At 53.2% G+C, this 19839-nt stretch carries 20 protein-coding genes; 11 read left to right on the top strand and 9 right to left on the bottom strand.

What is annotated here, in order from left to right; genetic code table 11:
- Positions 1-2: 2 nt before the first annotated feature.
- The 3 genes from EGH21_RS17320 to EGH21_RS17310 all read right to left on the bottom strand — a co-directional run bounded on the left by EGH21_RS17320 (position 3) and on the right by EGH21_RS17310 (position 1866).
- Positions 3-1043, bottom strand: coding sequence for a nucleoid-associated protein (locus tag EGH21_RS17320; protein ID WP_220619726.1), 1041 nt, complete (start codon positions 1041-1043; stop codon positions 3-5).
- A 454-nt stretch (positions 1044-1497) separates the two neighbouring features.
- Positions 1498-1683 carry a hypothetical protein gene (locus EGH21_RS17315; RefSeq protein WP_220619725.1) on the bottom strand — a complete coding sequence of 62 codons (186 nt, stop codon included), beginning with the start codon at positions 1681-1683 and terminating at the stop codon, positions 1498-1500.
- Positions 1684-1713: 30 nt separating this feature from the next.
- A complete protein-coding gene (locus tag EGH21_RS17310; protein ID WP_220619724.1) occupies positions 1714-1866 on the bottom strand; it encodes a hypothetical protein in 153 nt (50 codons plus the stop codon).
- A gap of 126 nt (positions 1867-1992) precedes the next feature.
- Between EGH21_RS17310 and EGH21_RS17305 the strand changes: the two genes are divergently transcribed.
- Entirely contained in the window at positions 1993-3546 is a 1554-nt protein-coding gene (locus tag EGH21_RS17305; RefSeq protein WP_220619723.1) for a hypothetical protein, read from the top strand.
- A 78-nt stretch (positions 3547-3624) separates the two neighbouring features.
- On the opposite strand, the gene EGH21_RS24865 is transcribed toward EGH21_RS17305, so the two are convergent.
- On the bottom strand, positions 3625-3705 hold the full coding sequence (locus EGH21_RS24865) for a DUF8012 family protein (protein ID WP_483867061.1): 81 nt from the start codon (positions 3703-3705) through the stop codon (positions 3625-3627).
- Between the two features lie 271 nt (positions 3706-3976).
- Here EGH21_RS24865 and EGH21_RS17300 point away from each other — a divergent pair, with 271 nt between their 5' ends.
- Complete coding sequence (locus tag EGH21_RS17300) at positions 3977-4747, top strand: S1 family peptidase (RefSeq protein ID WP_220619722.1); 771 nt, start codon at positions 3977-3979, stop codon at positions 4745-4747.
- Between the two features lie 86 nt (positions 4748-4833).
- Here EGH21_RS17300 and EGH21_RS17295 read toward each other — a convergent pair whose 3' ends face one another.
- Positions 4834-5460, bottom strand: a complete 627-nt coding sequence (locus tag EGH21_RS17295) for a hypothetical protein (protein ID WP_220619721.1) — start codon at positions 5458-5460, stop codon at positions 4834-4836.
- Positions 5461-5951: 491 nt separating this feature from the next.
- Here EGH21_RS17295 and EGH21_RS17290 point away from each other — a divergent pair, with 491 nt between their 5' ends.
- From EGH21_RS17290 to EGH21_RS17265, 6 genes are all read left to right on the top strand, one after another.
- Positions 5952-6980 carry a Cdc6/Cdc18 family protein gene (locus EGH21_RS17290; protein ID WP_220619720.1) on the top strand — a complete coding sequence of 343 codons (1029 nt, stop codon included), beginning with the start codon at positions 5952-5954 and terminating at the stop codon, positions 6978-6980.
- Between the two features lie 231 nt (positions 6981-7211).
- Positions 7212-8150 carry a hypothetical protein gene (locus EGH21_RS17285; protein WP_236035630.1) on the top strand — a complete coding sequence of 313 codons (939 nt, stop codon included), beginning with the start codon at positions 7212-7214 and terminating at the stop codon, positions 8148-8150.
- A gap of 2 nt (positions 8151-8152) precedes the next feature.
- A complete protein-coding gene (locus tag EGH21_RS17280; RefSeq protein ID WP_220619719.1) occupies positions 8153-8473 on the top strand; it encodes a DUF8156 family protein in 321 nt (106 codons plus the stop codon).
- A 32-nt stretch (positions 8474-8505) separates the two neighbouring features.
- The gene (locus EGH21_RS17275) at positions 8506-8883 is read left to right on the top strand and encodes a hypothetical protein (protein WP_220619718.1); all 378 of its coding nucleotides are present in this window, start codon (positions 8506-8508) and stop codon (positions 8881-8883) included.
- A 268-nt stretch (positions 8884-9151) separates the two neighbouring features.
- Positions 9152-11302 carry a type B DNA-directed DNA polymerase gene (locus EGH21_RS17270; protein WP_220619717.1) on the top strand — a complete coding sequence of 717 codons (2151 nt, stop codon included), beginning with the start codon at positions 9152-9154 and terminating at the stop codon, positions 11300-11302.
- A 633-nt stretch (positions 11303-11935) separates the two neighbouring features.
- Positions 11936-13225 carry an orc1/cdc6 family replication initiation protein gene (locus EGH21_RS17265; protein ID WP_220589807.1) on the top strand — a complete coding sequence of 430 codons (1290 nt, stop codon included), beginning with the start codon at positions 11936-11938 and terminating at the stop codon, positions 13223-13225.
- A gap of 691 nt (positions 13226-13916) precedes the next feature.
- On the opposite strand, the gene EGH21_RS17260 is transcribed toward EGH21_RS17265, so the two are convergent.
- A complete protein-coding gene (locus EGH21_RS17260; RefSeq protein WP_220619716.1) occupies positions 13917-14288 on the bottom strand; it encodes a hypothetical protein in 372 nt (123 codons plus the stop codon).
- 219 nt (positions 14289-14507) lie between these two features.
- Between EGH21_RS17260 and EGH21_RS17255 the strand changes: the two genes are divergently transcribed.
- The 3 genes from EGH21_RS17255 to EGH21_RS24745 all read left to right on the top strand — a co-directional run bounded on the left by EGH21_RS17255 (position 14508) and on the right by EGH21_RS24745 (position 16293).
- Positions 14508-15227, top strand: coding sequence for a hypothetical protein (locus EGH21_RS17255; RefSeq protein ID WP_220619715.1), 720 nt, complete (start codon positions 14508-14510; stop codon positions 15225-15227).
- Positions 15228-15318: 91 nt separating this feature from the next.
- Complete coding sequence (locus EGH21_RS17250) at positions 15319-15846, top strand: winged helix-turn-helix domain-containing protein (protein ID WP_220619714.1); 528 nt, start codon at positions 15319-15321, stop codon at positions 15844-15846.
- Positions 15847-16293 carry a toxin-antitoxin system TumE family protein gene (locus EGH21_RS24745; protein ID WP_425433310.1) on the top strand — a complete coding sequence of 149 codons (447 nt, stop codon included), beginning with the start codon at positions 15847-15849 and terminating at the stop codon, positions 16291-16293. It abuts the gene before it with no gap.
- A 563-nt stretch (positions 16294-16856) separates the two neighbouring features.
- On the opposite strand, the gene EGH21_RS17245 is transcribed toward EGH21_RS24745, so the two are convergent.
- The 3 genes from EGH21_RS17245 to EGH21_RS17235 form a co-directional block, all read right to left on the bottom strand.
- The gene (locus EGH21_RS17245) at positions 16857-17390 is read right to left on the bottom strand and encodes a type 1 glutamine amidotransferase domain-containing protein (RefSeq protein ID WP_220619713.1); all 534 of its coding nucleotides are present in this window, start codon (positions 17388-17390) and stop codon (positions 16857-16859) included.
- Between the two features lie 243 nt (positions 17391-17633).
- Complete coding sequence (locus EGH21_RS17240) at positions 17634-18644, bottom strand: hypothetical protein (protein WP_220619712.1); 1011 nt, start codon at positions 18642-18644, stop codon at positions 17634-17636.
- Between the two features lie 74 nt (positions 18645-18718).
- Positions 18719-19825, bottom strand: coding sequence for a hypothetical protein (locus EGH21_RS17235; protein ID WP_220619711.1), 1107 nt, complete (start codon positions 19823-19825; stop codon positions 18719-18721).
- Between the last annotated feature and the right edge of the window lie 14 nt (positions 19826-19839).

Raw genomic sequence — 19839 nt, 5'->3', positions numbered from 1 at the left:
AGCTACTGCTTGTAATCTTTGGAGACGTCATACCCTCTGATAACTGCTTCCCATTCATCCTGCATATGTTCCTGCTCCGAAATCTGGATCTGGTCGCTCTCAAGCAGTTCCACTGGAACCTGGATTACGATTTCACCATCAATCGTCCATTCTACCTTAGAGGGAGCAAAGTCTGGATCTGAACTGATATGTTCCTCGCCTTTTTCATACAATCGTCGCTCAAAGTCATCATCATCAAACTGTGGGCCAACAATGTCCCTCGCCGTTTCTTTCGCAACATCGTCTGTAAGTTCCCCATGTTCTTCTACGGCGTCGTAAAAATCCTGAACATCCTCTGATGTCAGTGACTCATTAGCTAGGGTTTCTTTGGTCTCCTCAACGGCCGCGAGGGTGTGTTGAAACTGCTTCCGACTTCCTTGACCAACGTCACAGCCCAAAAACCGAGGGAAATACTTTGTAGTACCGTCATCTTCAAGGAATTTGATATCTCCCGATTTGCTGAAATTATCGGACTCAAATAGCGGATACACACACCCTTTCTGAAAATCATCAGGATCTGGTAACGCGCTATCAAGCTCCTCATACCGAAGTTCCCGGGTATCTTCATCAATTACGGAGCGTTCCTCATCCTGGGGTTCCAGTTTGAGCATACTAATTAATGGCTCGCCATTCCAAGTCGCTTGAATAACGAAAAATATCCCCTCATTGGTGTTCCCGCTCATCTCCTCTATCAAACGGAAAGAAAAGCTCTCTGCAACATTTTCGAAATCATCATACTCAGCCGACGCTTCTTCCATATCTAACTCAAGTCCAAGCATCTCATCCAGATATTCCTGACTGCGGTCGTCATCTCTGAACTGGCCGACACTCACTTGGTTAGTATCGGGTTTGCTGATGATTTTTGCTATGTATTTACGAAATATATCTATAGTGTCATCATCGACATCAACATCCCGGGTACTTGATTGCCAGAACTCATCAGAACCTCTCTCTACATCACTATTGACCGGTGAGAAAGTAAGAGCATTAATTTCAACCGTCACAGTATATATCCAGAGACTTCATTTACATAACCTTTACCCACTCGTTGGCTTCTGATAATATGTAATATTGTCATATCTGTAAAACAACAACTATCACTTGTAGCATATCTTTCCAAAAAAGGCGCATTATATACAAACGAGGACTACTTTGAATTGTCCTAATAGGTGTCATTGTTCTGGTACGCTCTTCTGTTAGAGATTGTGGATAAAGTTCGCCACAGTGTGTCGGAACAGAAACTACCGATCTAACGCCTCCATGCCCAATTCTCTACTCAATTGGTTCAGCATAGAATCGCAACAGGTCTCTGCCTGAATAATGTGCCTCCCAAGAGTATTGTAAGAATAGACGCACCCCATGGTAGTCCGGCACAATAACCGTATCCGCTTGACTGGTCGTGATTATTGATCTATTCAGCCTCAGCCCCATACTACATAACCGCAGTAAAGAAAGATGTTATCGGATGGATAGGAAGTAGTTGATCGCCGCGGAGATACCGCCGATAACACGGAAGAACTTCGCCAGGGTGCCAAGTCCGATCGTCCCGAGGATGCCGCCAAATAGCGGGTCCACCGCCATTCCAATCCGGAGCAACGTCCCAAACTCAAACAGTTCGACGAGTAGCAGGCCGCCGGTGAACATGGCGAAGTCGACTGGGACGGCGATTCCATGTTAGTAGAGGAACCAAAGGGTGGCAACACCGCCGATCAGTACCCAGAACAGATACTTTCGTCCTCGCTGCGTGGCGCTCTCGGGGTCGCCCTTCCGCCAGTTCCGAAAGTAGTTCGCTGACTGCAAGAGGGCTTTGAGTAGTCCGGACGCCATTCTGACGTGTTAACAAACCGTTGAAACATATAAGCTTTATTCCGGTACGTAATCTGGTCACGAGCCTTGTGTAGACGGTCAGTATTGGGAGCAGATATTTAAGCAAACTTGACGTACTGTATGGAAATGACGGTATTCGGCCGTCTTGGTGCCCTGTTCGTGGTCCTCAACGGGGCAGCCCTCCTGCTCGTGGATGCTCTACGTTCTCCCCCAGGCCTCTGGTACGCGGCTATCGGTATCGTCGCTGGGACAACGATGATGGCGTATACGGTGATATCTTCGACCTTTCGCCGACGTCCGCAGCCTGCTCCCGAACCAACGTATTCGAGCACATCCAACAAGTCAACGACAGCTTCAACGACGCAGCAGACCGACTCACAGGCAGTTGAACCACCGCAAACAGCCGAGTCCCCCAAATCAACCGATCAGGAGCGGGTGTTAGAGAGCAACGACAACACGGATCCTCCGGAGTCGCCAACATCGGAGGAGAAACCGGAGCCGTCGTTGACCACGGTGAAAGATCCACAGCGCCTCCTGAAAAAGACCCAGACGACGGAGCGAACAGCCTCGTACACCAATTCCTCCCGGACGAAGAAAACGGCGGGAACGTCGTTTCGCCAGAATAGACACGTCACCTCCTCAGTTTCACCGAGGCGGAGCCCATCCACCGAGACCGACAACCAGTATTTCAAGCCGGTCGACTCGAGCCACGAAATCAAGTTCGCCCAGATCGACACTAGATTCAGCTACCTCGATATCGACTGGGGGCCGGAATTCATCGGTTTCGACCCGATCCCTGACCTCGTTGAGGTGGATGTCGGGCCAAGTGTTGTGAGCCACGAGTTGGTGCGCAGCCCGGTCGAGATCAAGATCTCCTCATTCCTCAAGACCCTCCTCGCACTCACTCCACGAAGCTCCGGTACCGCGACCCCGGACGTTGGTACGCAGCCGTCGGTAGCAGCGTACAACCACGTTCGTCGGCGGACAGACGACACTGCCACCAGCCAGAAATCGGTACCCCGCGATACCTATGAGACTCGGTATAGTGACCAAGACAGGCGTCTGGACAGCCGCCGTGAACCAATGACAGCGGCTGATAGACGGCAGCATCCGGCGGAGACATGGCCCAGGTCTAGTCCGGAACCGGGTTATCAACGCCCAACAACTGCTGACACAACCGGTTACGGTAGCCACGAAGAGCTGGGCACATTTGACAGCAGACGCTCTAGTGACCGCCGTTCACTTGGCTTCGAGCCGGTCATACGCGAGGAACCGATCGGACCGCAAGAGGTGGGTGTAGCCGGTAATCCGGCGGTCGATATGGATATGAATCATTCACTACCGCGAAGGGAGCCGCCGCAGTCGGATGCCGATACTTTTGGACTGAACGACGTCGCCCCGGGATTCTCCGAGCCAGCAGAGTCAGTGATGGACCCGATTGAACAACCAGCACTCGGGTTTGGAATGTCCGACTGGGAGCCCGGAATGCTGATCGACGAACCCATGGTGGATCCAGAAGTCGGTGCGGAGATGTTGGGCTTGGACGAGTTTGCGGAGTCATCAGAAGGCGCGGTCGGTCTGCCCGGCTCCGACGTCGAAAACGGATCAAACCCCTTGTTCCTCGAATCGGAATGCCTCTTCCCAGAACCAGACGCGGCGGACGACTGGCTGGGCTTCTAACATCTCTTGTATGGTTGGCCGGGGCACGTCAATAGGCCCTACAGCCATCCCCGATACTTAATTGACGAAAGGAGTTGATTATCGCGGCCAGATAGATCGAAATTTGAGATCGGTGAGGGCGCGATGCAGTCGGTACCCTGGTGTATTGCGTGGATCTATTCGAAGCGCCTCGCTGATTCATGGCACAGAAAGTCTCTTTCCTCGTAGAGGACTGCGGAATCGAGCCTGACTATTAACCAACATAGGTGAGACTAAGTACCGCCCTGTTGGTTAACAACATACCTACGGTCGTTGAATCGGTCAGTGCAGGTAACACACTTACCGTGACCAGCGACTACTTATCAGAATTTTATTACAAATGCCGTGCAAAACTTAGAGCATCTGCTCATCACGAACAGCAATAAGTTAGTCTACCCAACCAGCATACTACATGAGCACGCCGAATAATCCTCTAGATCCATTATTTCTGTCCGTCACACCGATCAAATTTCCGGACGGGGGTCACGCTACAGGCACACTGTTCAGGTACGAACAGGAAGGCGAGGAGAAAGACTTCCTGGTCACGAACAGGCACGTATTCGTTGAGGAGAATGAAGACAGCGAGGAAGAGTTAGTAGCGGAGGAAGCCCGGATTTATTTGCGAGACAGCGCTGATGCGCCGATGCTCCGGATTGCCAGGCCGCTCGAACTAGTCGAGAACGGGGAGCGAAAATGGATGGAACACTCCGCAGAACCACAACCCGACCTAGCAGTGGTTGAGCTGTATGACGACCTAGATGATTATATTAATCAACCGATAGGCCCTCCGAACTTCCTCCCGGATGGACGCCAGATAACGGCAGGCGAGGAAGCGATGATTGTCGGTTATCCAGTGATTGAACCGAACGATTACATGCCAGTAATTAGGAGTGCGCTCATCTCAAGCCATTACGGTAGCGGTTTCATGGGGAATCTTGCATTCGCTACAGACGCGAATACGCACTCTGGGATGAGCGGCAGCCCTGTTTTCACAACACCGTCAATTATAGACCAGATAGACGGTGGGCCGGTTGTATACCAACAACCGCAGCGGTATTTCCTCGGTATACATTCATCTACTCTCCATTCGAATAAGCATCCGATTGAGGAAGGCCCATTGAACGTGAACTTCGCCTTCTACCCTCAGCAGATAATCGAGATTATTGAAAACAATGGAAAGTGACCATTGCTCACTGCCGCTAGGTTCGGATCCAGTTTTTTCTTGGGAGTTGGATACATGTTAGACTGACTAAAAAACAGAATGAGTCGCTACCGCTCGTCGTGACCATTGTACTCAATCGGTTCCACAGCACCAGACGTTGTCACATGGAGTCCTTCGTGCTTGATCACCTCATTTAACCTGTACCGAACCTTTTCTTGGCGGTCTTCTTTCCCAATGTGCTGTTTCGGTGACGCCGCTTGCTCGATGACCTCAATAATCAGTTGATAATCCTGATTGTTTAGATTTTCTAATACGTCCATCACGTAATCCTTCCTGACGCCTTCTGCTCCATCAACCGGTGAAAAGAGACTGGCATTAAATTCAGCCTGATGTTCTGTCTGTTGATCATACTCGGTTTCATACCCCAGGTCTCGGATGAAACGATTCAAATCATCCCCTTGCCATGTGTCGGCTATCACCTCAGCAATAACATTCAATACAGACAAGTCGAACTGCTTCAGTTTTTTCAGCTCCTTCAGATCCTTATCGCCTGTTGGATTCAGCTCCTCAACCCGTTCTGCCTCTGCGTACAATTTCTGTAGATCCTCCCACTTCGGGAACCAGATGTACTGGTTTCCGTGCTCGTCTTGAAATTTGACATCCAATCGGATATCTCCACTCCTGAAGGTTCCACTGGAATTGATTTTCTCAAAATGGATTCGACTATCTGTCATAGCTTGTTTCTAGAATGGGAACGGTGGGATTTGAACCTGCGGCTAATCTCTTGGGAGAGGTACTATCTACTCTACTGAGTTACGTCCTTACAGGCAGGAATTGATGTAGAGGCTGCCAGAACGTGCAAGATATGTGCGTTGTATCTTGCACGCCCATCAGAATATCTATCGGAATTGATAGAAGCTCCGATGGTCAATACGCATGCATAACGAGGAGCTGATTCGATTTCCGCTCGTGCGCCTTCGCTAATTAGCCGTGGTGGCTATAGGGACTGTCTGAAGAATTCTGGTCGTGATTATCGCCGTAATCGGGACTTCACTCAGGGAGTTTCGCATCCTTTCCGGAAATCCTGGAAGCGACGGTTTACCGGAAACAGAACCGCATGACAACGGCGGAGTTGGCGATAAGAACAAACTATAGACCCCAATTTCCGGAAACTACCCAGTCACCATTATATACCGCGCTAGAAAACCAATCTACTAATCAATCCATGATTCGCGATGCTCGTGTGCTTCGGGCGGGGTTCATACCGAAGGAAATTGAGCATCGCGACGCCGAGTTGAACCACCTCTCCAGCGTTCTGGAGCCGATTACGAACGGGGAACCCGCCGACACCGCTATCGTCACAGGCCCCAGCGGCGCCGGGAAGACGTGCATCTCAAAGTTTGTCACCGAACGCCTGCGAGAGGAGGTACTGGACATCGAGACAACCTACGTCAACTGCTGGCGCAACTACACCCGCTTCCGCACGCTGTATCAGATTCTCGACGACCTCGGCCAGACTATCGATATCCACCGGCAGTCGACACCGCACGACGAACTTGTCGACCGGATTCAGCAGTACGATGGACCGCGAACGGTGATCATCCTCGACGAGGTCGACCAGCTGGAAGATCCGGGTATCCTCTACGACCTGCACAGCTTGGAGCAGTTCGCGCTGGTCTGTATCGCTAACAAAGAAGAGGAGCTGTTCAGCCGTGTCGACGACCGGCTCGTAAGCCGACTCCGCTCCAGCGAACACGTCCGGATGGACAAGTACCACGACGAGCAACTCTACGACATCCTGAGTGCCCGTGCGAAATGGGGTCTCGACGAGGATGTTATCACCGACAACCAACTCTATCGCATCGCCGACGCGGCCGCCGGCGACGCCCGTCTCGCGATAGGGATTCTCCGTACTGCCGCTAGCGAGGCTGACAGAGAGGAACAAGAGACGATCACAGACGAAATGCTGTTGGACGCTGCGGATGACGCCCGGGCACAAATCAGGCAGACGAGCCTCGATTCACTCACACCACACCAACAAACCGTCTACGAAATCGTTCATGAGGATGGTCCCCTCGGACCAGGAGCCATCCACGAGCGCTATCGCGACGCCGTCGAAGACCCGCGAACGAAACGGACGATTCGGACGTACCTCTCGAAGATGGTCCAGTACAACCTTCTAGAAGCCAACGGGACGAGCCGAGACCGGCAGTATTCCGTCGTCACCGAACCAGTCAGTTCGCCGGCGAACTGAGTCCCACGCAGCGATTCGACGCTACAGTTGCTTCGTTAACCAACAGTCGGACTGGTTTGACCCGTTTTGTTGGTTAATACACTCACAGCCGATTCCGGAGAGTTTCGCGGAAGCGGTCGAGACACTCAAAATCCCGGGTACAACGGTCTATTCCAGATTGCTCCGGTCGGTTTCCTGAAACACGGAAGCTACACGCCGCAGGTTATCGGATCCGTGGACCTCTACTAACGTATGTCAGACCACCCACCCTCGAATCGATTGGAAATTGAGCAACCAACGCGAGGAGCTGACCGGAATCGGTCCATTTCCAGCCAACCTGATACAGCGAGCGACGACATCCTACTTCCCTCACTTGAGGACGGCATCACGGTGTTGGACGTCGACGGCAGTCGGGGCGTGCCTATCCTGCAGTCGATAGTACTTGACCATCTCCTCATGCGCGACGGGCCCGCTTTCTGGGTTGACGCCAACGGGCACGCCACGACCACCACGCTCTCACGAATCGCTCCCAGCCAACGGTTGCTCGACCGGATCCACGTTGCACGCGGATTCACCGCCTCCCAACATTACGGCGCTGTCTGTGATCTCCCGATGGCAGTGAACCACTGTATTCAGGAATCGACGACAGAGGACAGCCTGCGAGGGCAACAGTCCACGGGTCATGACGAGGACACATCCCCGTATACGCCGTCGCTCATCGTCGCCCCAGCCATCGATGCACAGTACCGTGCCGACGATACCCTTGGAGAGGCACAGGCCGAGACGCTCCAAGCCCGAGCGCTCGCAAAGTTAGCGACCTATGCTGAGGGGTATGACATCCCCGTTCTTGTCACCCGAAGCAAGCGTGACGAGTTCGCGGCACCGGTCGAGACGGCCGCCGACCACCGGCTTGAGTGCGAGCAGACCCGGATGGGACCGAAAATTAGTGGCGACGACTTCGAGACACTCCTCTACCCCGTCGACGGCGGCGCTTACTACCAGACGACGTTTGCCTACTGGCGACAGTTGCTCGCGGCACGCGCCACGCAGGTCGGCGTGGAACCGGCGACGCCGTCAACGCCGACCCAGGAGGGCGTCGGGACAGGCGTCACAGCCGACGGTGAGACGGTTGCGGCCACCGCGGACCCCTTACTCGATGCGTGGACCGCGACCGGGACAGGAGGCCGATAGCGATGGGGCGCACAAACCCGACGTACCGAGACGCTATCCGGGCCATCGAAGAACGTTGGGCGGAGTTCCGCCGGGCACTGCGGCGTCGCGACCAGCCCCGGTTCGACCGACTGTTCGAGTACGCCCGCGAGCATGCTGACGCGAGCGGGCTGTTGAACCACCAGAACCCGCTGCTGCCGGCGCTGCTCAGCATTGACCTGGAACAGGAGGCCCGACTCGACGACCACGAGGAACGCCTCGAGGAGCTCGAAAACGAACTCAATGAGGAGAACAAACGACAGCAACTCCCCAAGACGGGTACCACAGAGGACGGGTTGCACTGATGATTTTTATGACGGGGTACTAGCCCCTTCGTATGGCAACGGATCGCTTCCAGAGAATCAACGGCTTGGAATCAGGTGATCGAATTCGGATCCACCTTACCGGGGACGGTCCGGTTGAGGCTGGCGATGTTACGTTTCCGAATCCGTGGGAGACCTCCGTCGGAAGTGTACACGAAGAGAGAAAGGATCCACGGAAGGGAGATGAGGTCCGACATATCGAATTTCACCGGACAGTGCGTCTCAATCCACCTGACGAGATCGTGCCGCCTGATCGCGTCGTGTTCAAAACTGCACATCGGATGGACCAGGAGAACACGCTTCAGCTGACATTCAAACAGCTGATCGAAGATAGTCCTGGTCACTATACACTCCTTGCTTTGGGATTCGAGGATCTCGATGTTCTCGAGTGAATCCGTATCGAATATAGCGCCTCAGTTCCGTAATCAGTAGTCTTAACCAACATATCGTGGGCTGCGCTGATTTTGTTGGTTAAGGTGGCGGGAAGAGGAACCAGCTCCCCGGAAGTGTTTGTGGAAGATGGTTGGACAGGGCCAAATTCGAATTCCAAGCCCTTCACAGCCGTGTCGCACAGATCCCTTGAACTCCGGAAGTGACACACTGTCAATTATCGGGTGAGCGCACGTTGGCGTGCCTATACTGGAGGGAGACAAATAGAAAATGCCGTTCACATTTGATTTCCTCGATGACGGCCGGGTCCTCGAATGGGAGACGACAGCTGACGGCGCCGTCGCGACCGAGCACGAAGACTACTCGCCGCGCTTCTACGTCGCCCCTCGCGACCCAGAGACTGACCTCGACCTCACGACACCCCAGTCGGTGTACGACCAGCACCCGGACGTCGTCGCGACCGAGATGGTTGCGCGACGGCCGGGCTTTCGGCGAGGTGAGGAGACAGTCCTCGCCGTCGACGCCGCCCACATCGACCGCGTCACTCCGCTCGCTCGGCAGGCACGCCAGTTGTCCGACTATCCGATCGGTGGTATCGCATGCTTCAACGTCGATTTCTCGCGAGAGTTCCGGTACTGCTTGGAGAACAGCGTCGATCCAACGCCGGCGAGCGAGCTGTCGACGCTCCGGCTCAGCGTCCCGGTGACCGAAACGAGCAACGATATCTATGGAGAGCTGTCCGTTGCCGGCGACACCGTCACCGGCTCGCCGACGGATATCCTGATCGCCGTCCAGGGGGCGCTCGAAGCACATGATCCGGACATCCTGGTCTGCTCAACCAGCGAGATTGTCCCGACGCTGTACGAGATGGCGACAGACGCCGGTGTCGACGACTTCTCGCTGAGTCGGTGGTCGGACGTCGACTATCAGCAGCTCGCGGGTGCATCGACCTACGCCAGCTACGGCCAAGTAGGCCACTCACCAGCACGGTATAACGTTCCGGGCCGGGCAATCGTCGACGAATCGAACACGTTCTTCTACGGTGAGACGAATCTAGACGGCGTCCTCGATCTTGTATCGCGCTCGAAAAAGCCCGTCCAAGAACTCGCTTGGGCATCTATCGGGAACGTTCTCACAGCGATTCAGATCTGTGAAGCCCACGGCCGCGGCGTGCTCGTCCCGTGGAACTCCTGGCGTCACGAATTCTTCAAGCCAATGGGCACGCTGCACGACGCCGACCGTGGCGGGTTCATCTTCGCACCGGAGGTCGGTTTCCACGAGAACGTTCACGAACTCGACTTTTCGAGTTTGTATCCGAACATCATCTGTACGCGAAACGTCTCACCCGACGTCATCAGGTGTGACTGCCATAGCGACCGTGGCGATGTACCCGGATTGGGGTACTCGATTTGTGACGAGCGTGGCTACCTCGTCGGCGTCCTCCAGCCGATCATCGACGCCCGAGACGAGATCAAGGCGGCCATCCGTCGAGAACACGAACGTGACGAGCCCAACGAAAAGCGCCTCGACGAACTCGAGGGGCGCTCGGGAGCGCTGAAGTGGATCCTCGTCGCGTGCTTCGGCTACCAAGGGTTCAGTAGCGCGAAATTCGGTCGTATCGAGTGCCACGAAGCGATCAACGCCTACGCTCGTGAGATATTGCTCGTGGCGAAACAGCGCTTGGAGGCGGGCGGCTGGCGCGTCGTCCATGGCATCGTTGACTCCATCTGGGTGACCCCAGACCCCGACGTCGACGACGATGCTCGTGAGGATCTCGAAACGCTCGCGATGGACATTACCGACGAAGTCGAGATTCGCCTCGAGTACGAAGCTCACTACGATTGGGTGGCGTTCGTCCCGCAGCGAGAGAGCAACGCCGGCGCGTTGACGAAGTACTTTGGAAAAGTCAGCGGCGAGGAGGAGTTCAAGCTCCGTGGCATCGAAGCTCGTCAGCGGTCGACACCACCGTTCATCGAAGCGGTACAACGGGAGTGTATAGAGGTGCTTGATGAGACACGGTCAGCAGACGTAGTCATCCGCCGGCTCAAAGCGGCGATTGCAAGCCTGCATTCCGGAGAGGTTGCTGCCGACCAACTCGTCGAACGGAATCGAGTCTCAAAACCACTGGAGGGGTATACCCAGAACACGCAGAATGTGGCCGCGCTCAAACGAGCACGAGATCAAGAATTGGGCGTCCATCCGGGACAGGACATCAAGTACGTGGTCGTCGATGATCAGAAATCATCTCGGGACCGTGTCGCCCTAGCGCATGAAGAGATTGAGGAATACGATCCCGAGTACTACGAGACACAGCTCGTTCGAGCGGGCGAGAGTATCCTCTCTCCAAAAGGGTGGGATCGGACAGATATTCGACGGGAGCTCGCTGAAACAACTACGAGGAGACTGAGAGACTATTGTTGAAACGTGATAGGGTGGACACCGGATTTCCGGGGAAATACTCCAATAGAGAAGCACAGCTGGTGAACTACCCGACCCTACTCGCTCGTTGAGGAAGGGGCCTTAGCGCCTACGTTCAGCTAAACGCAGGAGTCAACATTTACACATCGATGACGGGGGGTGCAATATGTCTGGGAGAGATTCCAGTCGAGGACTGCCGGAGATGTGGAAGTTACACATCGATGACGGGGGGTGTGGCTGACAGATGATTTGAACGACAATACCAGAGCGTTATCCAAATCCAGCCAATCCGCTCGCTGTTACACTTCGAGCACGGGGGGTGAACCACAGCAATGTACTTCGTTACCGGTACAAAGTCCAGATATTCCAGATTGGCAAATATGAGGGATAGCCCAAATGAGGCGGAGAGATATACATCGACGGAGGTTAATCTTTTTAGTACCTGCGTCACACAGCAGGAGTATGGCCGGCAGCAATCAGGGTGGGAGTGACCAATCTACGTTGGAAGAGGAATCAACGCAATCAGAGGTAGAGGAGAAGCCCAACGCCACTGAAGATAATCCCGCTGCCGACGACGCATCCCTCAGTCTTTCTGAAGAGAATGCTAGCGAGAGTACACAGCAGTCGATTCGGGATATGCTCAACGAGGAGGGTAACGGGTCAGTATTCGTCAATCGTGATCTCGTCGAGCCCGACACCATCATCGACGAAGAGCGAATCGTCGGTCGCGACGATCAGCTCGAATCGGTCGTGTCATTCCTGAAGCCGACACTGCAAGCAAACCGACCGCCAAATATGCTCCTCTACGGCCCCGCCGGTACTGGAAAGTCACTTATTATCGGTGCTGTGACCCAGCAAATCGTCGAGCTCTGCAAATCGAAGGGCGAGAGCTTCGGTGTTGTCGACATCAACTGCCAGCCGATCAATACGCTCGATCAAGCGGTCTATGAACTTGTCCAGACAGTCGCCAAAGACGTCGGCGCAGAAGTGGGCGTCCCCGAAACTGGCGTGTCGACGAAACGCAAGTACCGACGTCTCTACGAACTCATCAACGAACACTACGATTCGGTCATCTTCATCCTCGACGAGATCGACCTCCTGGTCGGACGCCGCGCTAACGACGAACCCGCCTACTCGAAGTTGCTCTACCAGCTCTCACGAGCCAGCAATACGAACGAAATAGAGGGCAGAGTATCCGTCGCAGCGCTGACGAACGACCCGAAATTCATGGAGGACATCGACGGCCGAGCCGAGAGTTCGTTCAACCCACGGGACGTCTACTTCCCAGATTACGACGCTAATCAACTGCGCGAGATACTCCAGAATCGTCGCGATGCCTTCCGACCAGACGCCCTCTCTGATGACGTGATTCCACTCGTCGCTGCTTTTGCAGCGCAGAGTCACGGGGACGCTCGGAAGGCAATTGACCTGTTCCGTGGCGCCGGCGACCTCGCCGACGAGCGTGGTGAGGACAGCGTCGACGAACACCACGTCCGAGAATCCCAGGAAGAAATCGATAAGGACCGCTCGTTGAAACTCGTGGAGGGGCTCACGACGCAGAAGAAGATCTCGCTGTACGCCACTGCCGCCGTCGCACATTATTCGAAGCGCTCAGGCAGTTCCGTTCCGAGCCCAGTTGGATTCAAAGTGTATCAGTGGGTTACTGATGAGCTCGACGCGGATCAAATGACTCGAGAGACGTATGTCAAGTACGTCAAAGAACTTTCTACGTACGGGCTCATCTCGACGTCGAGGAAGAGTCGAGGCCGCGGCGGGGGGATGTACATGGAGTTCACCTTCACGGGTGACCCTACGGGGATTATGGATCGAGTCACCGACGATACTCGTTTAGAGGGCATCGTTGGCCAAGGAGAACTACTCCGAACGGTGGTTAACGCGCAACTCAAAGAGTTCCACCAAGACTGAGGGACGGTATTTTCATCAAGTTCGAGTAGGACACACCCCCCGCCGTCGATGTGTAAGTTCCTGACCCCACCCCCCGTCATCGAAGTGTAACTGATTTCGATGCAGTGACTGATTCCACGAAACCGAACAAGGGCGATCGCGATTATTGAATACAGAGTCCAGGTCGTCTATAGTGGCAAGCACTCTCGCTATATTCTACTGATTCTGGAGGATGCATTCATTCAAAAGAGAGGGGGAGGTCTCTGAAGAATTACCTCAAGTTCATACTGCAACCCCCTCCCCCCGTCATCGATGTGTAAATCACCAGTGAGGGATGGGTAGAGGCGACAGAACAAGTAGTCTCAATCAGGTAGAGAGCATCTAAAGCTAGCGATAGTACGCGAAGAAGGGTGTAGAAAGACATTCATCCAGAGGAATTGACCTCGTTCGATCAACTTGAGAGATACTCCAGTTGACACTTACTCTAGGTCCACTGCGGATTAGGTTAACTCGGGGGTTACATAAAACTTCGTCAGACTAGAGTCATAAGTTCTAGAGAAGTTATTTATAGAGTGTGAGGACCTCTCGCCCGTGTTTGCGACTGTTCCCTCCGTTTTCCTCGATTTCGTCTTCTCCCCCCGCCCCCTTCTCACGGTTTTACACATCGATGACGGGGGGAGGGGGTCATCGCTTCCAAACTCATCGACAATCTTCACTTGGGGTTAACCGGGGCAATGTACTCATTCTTCCACGAATCGCCCTCTCGCCACTGCCAGTAAAAATATCGGTACGACTTATCGCCAGTCTCTTTTGTAGTCTTCACCGTGATGTAGGCTCCACTCGGAACATCGCTGTAGTCCTCGGAATCGGTCGAAATATCTCGTTCACTAAGCTCTTCAAGCACCTCTTCATCTACTTCTTCCTCAGCTCGACGTTGTTCCAGTTCTGCCTCTCGTTGTTCTCGTTTCCACTCGGCAAGGTCACTTGCGTAGGCCGCTACCGTTTCCAGCCGTTCCGGGGACTGTTTCTGGAGTGGCTCACGAAGATACTTCGGAAGATCCGGAGTCGGGGGCCTCTCTGCCATAGTTACCCCACAAGGCGAAAACACTTTGAATTTGTGGGGTAACTATCGAGAGCGAGCTAGAACCGATTGCTGTTCTATCCGATAATACATATCGCACATGGAGGGTCCTCGATTGGATATTTCAGCCGCTCAAACAGAAACCTCACACTACGGTTCCAAGTGTGGCACTCGAACACTGCGCGAGTTCATATTCCATGCCGGCGTAACTAACCTCCGTAAATGACTGCACCCTCCCAAAACGACGGGTCATCAAATGTCGATAACCCCAGCAATACGCCTAAGTACAGCCCAGTCACACTCAGTTCGATCCACGCTGCTATTGGCGAACTGGGTTACTCGAAAAAGTACATTCCTGTGGTCTCTCAAGCCCTCGATGAACTCCAGCTTGCGCTGTCGACCGCACAGGGTGGCACCTTCCTCTCTGTAGAACTCGCGAACAAAGCGAAATCCTCGAAATATCTTCACATCGACACTCATTCCGAACCCAAGAAAGGGCCGACCCAAGCTCTCACGGACCACTCGCCTGGATTCGATGAAATCATGCTCGCGAGCGGCAGTCTCGTCCGGACGATACTCGATGAATTTCTCTGCGTCGTCGACCCCGCATGGCAGCACTCGCTCGCTGAGGAACCGTTCGCAACTCGGAGCTCCGAGTTGGGGAGTGGTATGCCTGGTGGCCTTTCAGCAGACTCTCCCAGTACGGACGCGTTCGCTGAAGATAGACTCATTCCCGGCGTCAACTCTCTTGAGATGCTGTACGCTGTCCACGCGATCGTCGAATTGGCTTTTTACATCTATCTCACAGAGCCTGGTTTCGCTGGTTCGCTGACGACTGACTTGGAACCCGACGTACCCCGATTAGTCGCCCGGACTGCTCACTTCGACGATCTTGTGATGAACGAGCCCGGCCCGTACCGCGCTCCTATCGCTAGCGACTAAGTCTCATCTCCGTCGAAGCTGAAATGCTCAATGAAACGCATATATCTGACTCTCACAAAGATATATTGCGCTTCGTACCCTGCCTATGCTTATGACGGAGTTTGATCCAGCGCCAGAGTCGCCAGCCACCGAACGACGGTGGCAGCAAGGGGAGGATACGTTCAGTCGTGTCTACGATGTCGCAATGGGGATTACATCACCCACCCCCGCTGCCGAGATTGCAGACGTCGCAGATTGTTCTCCGAACGCTGCGAAAAAGCATCTTGATCGACTAGCGAAGATGGGCATTGTCAGTGTGAACCGTGACGGCCGGCCTGTGCAGTACGAACGCAACGAGGGGTATTTAGAATGGCAAGACGCTAGCCGGATTGCCGACGAACTGACCGTCGAGGAGATTATCGACCGGGTAGGTGAACTGGAAGAAGAACGGGCCGACTATGAAGATGAATTTGACGCTACCGATCCAACTGCTGTGAGCGTTTACGACCAGGACAGCCACGAGGCTATTCATGACCGGATGACTGCAGTCAGTGAGTGGCGCGGTGTTATTCGGGATATTCGACTGTACGAACTCGCCCGCCAGCTCGCAGAGAACGATGGGCATCTCATCCCGGCATAGATGGGGCCAGACCCAACCACACCGAATTCAGGTTCTCCCGGTCCACCCGACCGACAGACGCTGCAACTCCTGGCCCGGCACCTTCGAACTGAGGCACTCATTGCCGAGACGAAATTCGATCCAGACAGCTACGAGCCTCGCCTGCTTCACGCCTTAGTCGACGCGGGACAGTATCCTGAAGGCGTCATAGCGGCTCGACTCGATATTCGCTGGTTTACGACGGGAGATTTCTCGTTTCACTACGTCGAAACACACGAGGATGATAATCGATGGGAGTGTCGCTGGGACCGCCATCCAAATCCACACAACGCACGAGTGCACTTCCACCAACCACCAACCGCAGTGGAAGCCATCGACTTGTCACTGTCATCACGCCATCCGCTGGATGTCTACTCTACGGTTCTTGATGCTATCGAGGGGCGTATCCAAACACTCTGGGAGAATTGAGCAGCTTTCAGTCTGAGTTTCGAAACGGTAGCTGGTGTGTAGACCATCTACCGGTGCCTCTGACAGCCGTTATCCAATCGGCCTCTGTACATTATATGCGGACGACATAAATTCTCCCGTAACACCAGTGTCACCTCCCGAAACGAGTTGCAGAAAACCGGGCGTGGGCAACACCCGGCGAGATGCAGTTGGGCGAGGTCCCGGCAACTGGAAACTGGAGGTGTGAAACTCGCGGAGACCGTCGCCCACACGGGAAAGATTCTCTACCCCAGATATACGTTTTGTGGTGAGTTTCTTCTATTCCAATTGCTGGCGACGTCGACGACTGGCTGAACGTAACCAACGTCCAGCCAAAGACACACGGGATTCGGATTTGAGGTCGGGAGCTATCAGGGGTTTTGACCTCAGATCCGTGTCCCACTGAGACCGTACCTAAGGCGGTGTAATAAAAATTAGCCAACCCGGCTCGTCGTATTGAGCCATCGGAAGCAAAGGGGCACCTGCGCTGTTACACAGACGCGCTTACGGGCGCATCCCCTGCCACCGGAAACTGAGACGATTTCTTACGCGGGGTGCTCGGCCAGTGTGTCCACCAAAACGCGGCAGTAATCGGGAATGTCCGCGACGACGCGCCCCCAGACGATGTTGCCATCGCGGAATGCCGGTTCGTCGACCCAGGTCGCGCCGGCGTTTACGAGGTCGTCCTTGATGCCCAGTGACCCCGTCGCGTCCGAGCCCTCGACGATGCCGGCGGAAATGCCGACCAGTCCGGCGTGACAGATCATCCCGACGATGTTGCCGTCCTCGTAGACGTCCCGGACGAGGTCGAGCACCGACTGGTCGCGGCGAATCTTGTCGGGCGTCCAGCCACCGGGCACGAGGACCGCGTCAAACGCCGCCGGGTCGACCTCCTCAGCCGCGACCTCGGTCTCGGCGGTGAGTCCGCCGCTCTTGCCTGTGTACTCTACGCCGGCTTCCGTACCGACGACGTCAATCTGTGCCCCTTCCTCTTCCATACGCATGTAGACGGCCCAGAACTCCAGGTCTTCGAATCCGGGTCCGACCAACATCGCGATTCGTGTGTCTTCCAGTTTCATGTAGGATCACCGTTGGGATTACGAACTAGACGTTCCGGACTGCGACGTTCATGCCGGCCCGTCCGGCCGGTACCCAACCGTATATCGAAATAGACACGATTTCGTGATAATCTTGGCCCTGTTGAAATCCTTAGCAGCAGATAGCTTTTTGAGACCGTGCTGAATCCAGAGCGCATTTCGGTCAGCAATCTTCCAATTAGATTGGGACTGTGTATCGGTCAATACAGTCACTCAATAGACAACTTACTCAAACTGCACAAGAGATGTCTGGTTATCATTTTCAATCATTCCTCCATACTTACAGTACCGCCTGATTAGGGTAATTGCGAGTTCCCGTCGACGCTCGTGTTTTGCCGACGAACTATCTTCCCCAGAAATATCTATATCTTTGACAAGTCCAGTATATTTAATATCATATCGCCCATTGGCTTCATCCGCGTGCCTAGCCGTACTCAAAAATTGGAGGCAGTTTTCAATCCACTCAATAGCAACGTCTCCATCCTCTATTCGCTGAGTATTTAGTGTCTGTTGAAGAGATGGTGGGCGGACAGTGATTTCCTCATTACTTACAATATTTCCTTCTCGCCAAGCCTGAAAATCCCTATCTGAAAGTTCAGTGGGGAAGACTTTCATCCAGAGGTACGATGCCAGATACGACTCAGGCGGCTCGACATTATAAATTGGTTTGTGAGTTTTCGCTCTGAGGAATTCTTTGGTCCCCAATTGATAAGCCTGATATCCTCCATCCGGGCCAATTGTATTGCTGAGCGATTGTTCGTCAGGGAGGTGATCCTCACGGAACTCTTGGTCCAGTCTGGTTTCTCTCTGAAACACATAGTTGGCTCGCTGATCATCCATGCCATACCGGATTAAGATCAGATTTGGTTCCAACGAATATCCATCATCAAATCTTTTAGCTAATAAATCGCCGAACTGCGAGGAGTAATCATTTGGAACAAAAGCGACGATATCAGTCATTTCTGGTTCCTGAACTGTACCATCAGATCCTTCAATTGCATAACTATCCTCAACTCCACTACACATCTCTAGCAGTTTTGTAGCAATTTTTTCAGGGCTATATGATTTAGGTTGTGGGAGAATCTTTGCGATAACACCGTACTTCGAGTTAAAATAGACCGAAAAATCGGGGACATACTCAATGCCTGATCCGACATTATCCGGAAACCGGTCAAAGTGATACTGGGGAAAATACTCGTCATATACTCCGAAAACAGTCTCCCAGCCACTAATCACGTCAACCGTATCATTGTAGGTCTTGAATTGGTGATGCCGTCCTGGGACACACGGCATATCAGAATCACTCATAATTATGCAACAAAGTCAGTTAAATCGTAGTTTGGTTCTTCACGGACATGCATTACCCCCTCTTGGAATTCTTTTGAAAGCTGGTCGGCAACTCGAATAAGCGAGTTGACTGACCCTTTGTATCCAGGGACAATCGATACTGTGTTACTACCTGTAACATAGATATCATGGTTCGATCCGTCTACAAAATCCACCAGTGACAAGTGGGCATAGGGGTTATCGTGGAAGACAGCCATCGTCGTTTTTGTTAAATCATCAAGAGCATCAATTAATTCTCTATTGTCTGCCGGTGATCGAAGTACATCTTCGTCAAATTCAACTTCAATTTCAGTAATTTGACCGCCCTCCTCACGGCTTGTATCTACTAGCACCTCTAGCTTATCTGAGACTACATTAACTAGCGAACCAACAAGATACTTATAAAAAAGGTCAGGCTCTCCAGCATTCAATTTGGTTACTCCTTCTCGGCTAATGAAACCATCAAAGAACAATTCACCGTTACGTGTAGCTGTAAAATTGAGCTTATCAACGTATCCATTAGTCAATTTATTATCCGTGAATACTTGCTTATAGGGCCGCGTCTGGAAACTGATTTGTCCCTCATCGCGCGAATAAACAACAGTCTTGTCAACAGTGATGTCTACAGAGAGTTCTCTTTCCACGCGTTTTAAGATATCTCGAAGTTCCTCCGAATCCGCGTATAAATTCGAGATATGTGGCTCAGAACGTTTGAAAACCCATTTGAAACCTCGCTTGAAGAAGTCTGGGTCGTAGCCAGTTAATGCGGTCCAGATTTGGGACCCACCATGCTGATAAAGTGCAAATGTTCCTTCAACTTGGCGCTCACCACCATCTATATCGCTTCTCTCAATCGTCCGACTGACCGAAACGCTATAGAAGTCCTCCTCTTCGGTTACTTCCACAATAGCAGACTCTTGACGATCGGTGATGCGCGGTAGTACTTCATGAGGAGGCTTGTGACAAAAGACCGTTTTACACCGGGCCTTGGAGTAGGTATTATTGTTTATTTCAGAATCGATTAATCCCTTAAATCCACTCCACGAAACGTCTCCGTACTCAATTGCCGCCCCATCTTGGAATCCATGCATTGTTTAGTACTGCA

The sequence above is a fragment of the Haloarcula rubra genome (assembly GCF_019599465.1).
Taxonomy (GTDB): domain Archaea; phylum Halobacteriota; class Halobacteria; order Halobacteriales; family Haloarculaceae; genus Haloarcula; species Haloarcula rubra.
Note: the sequence above shows the minus strand (reverse complement) of the source record. Positions and strands in the feature narration are given on the sequence as shown.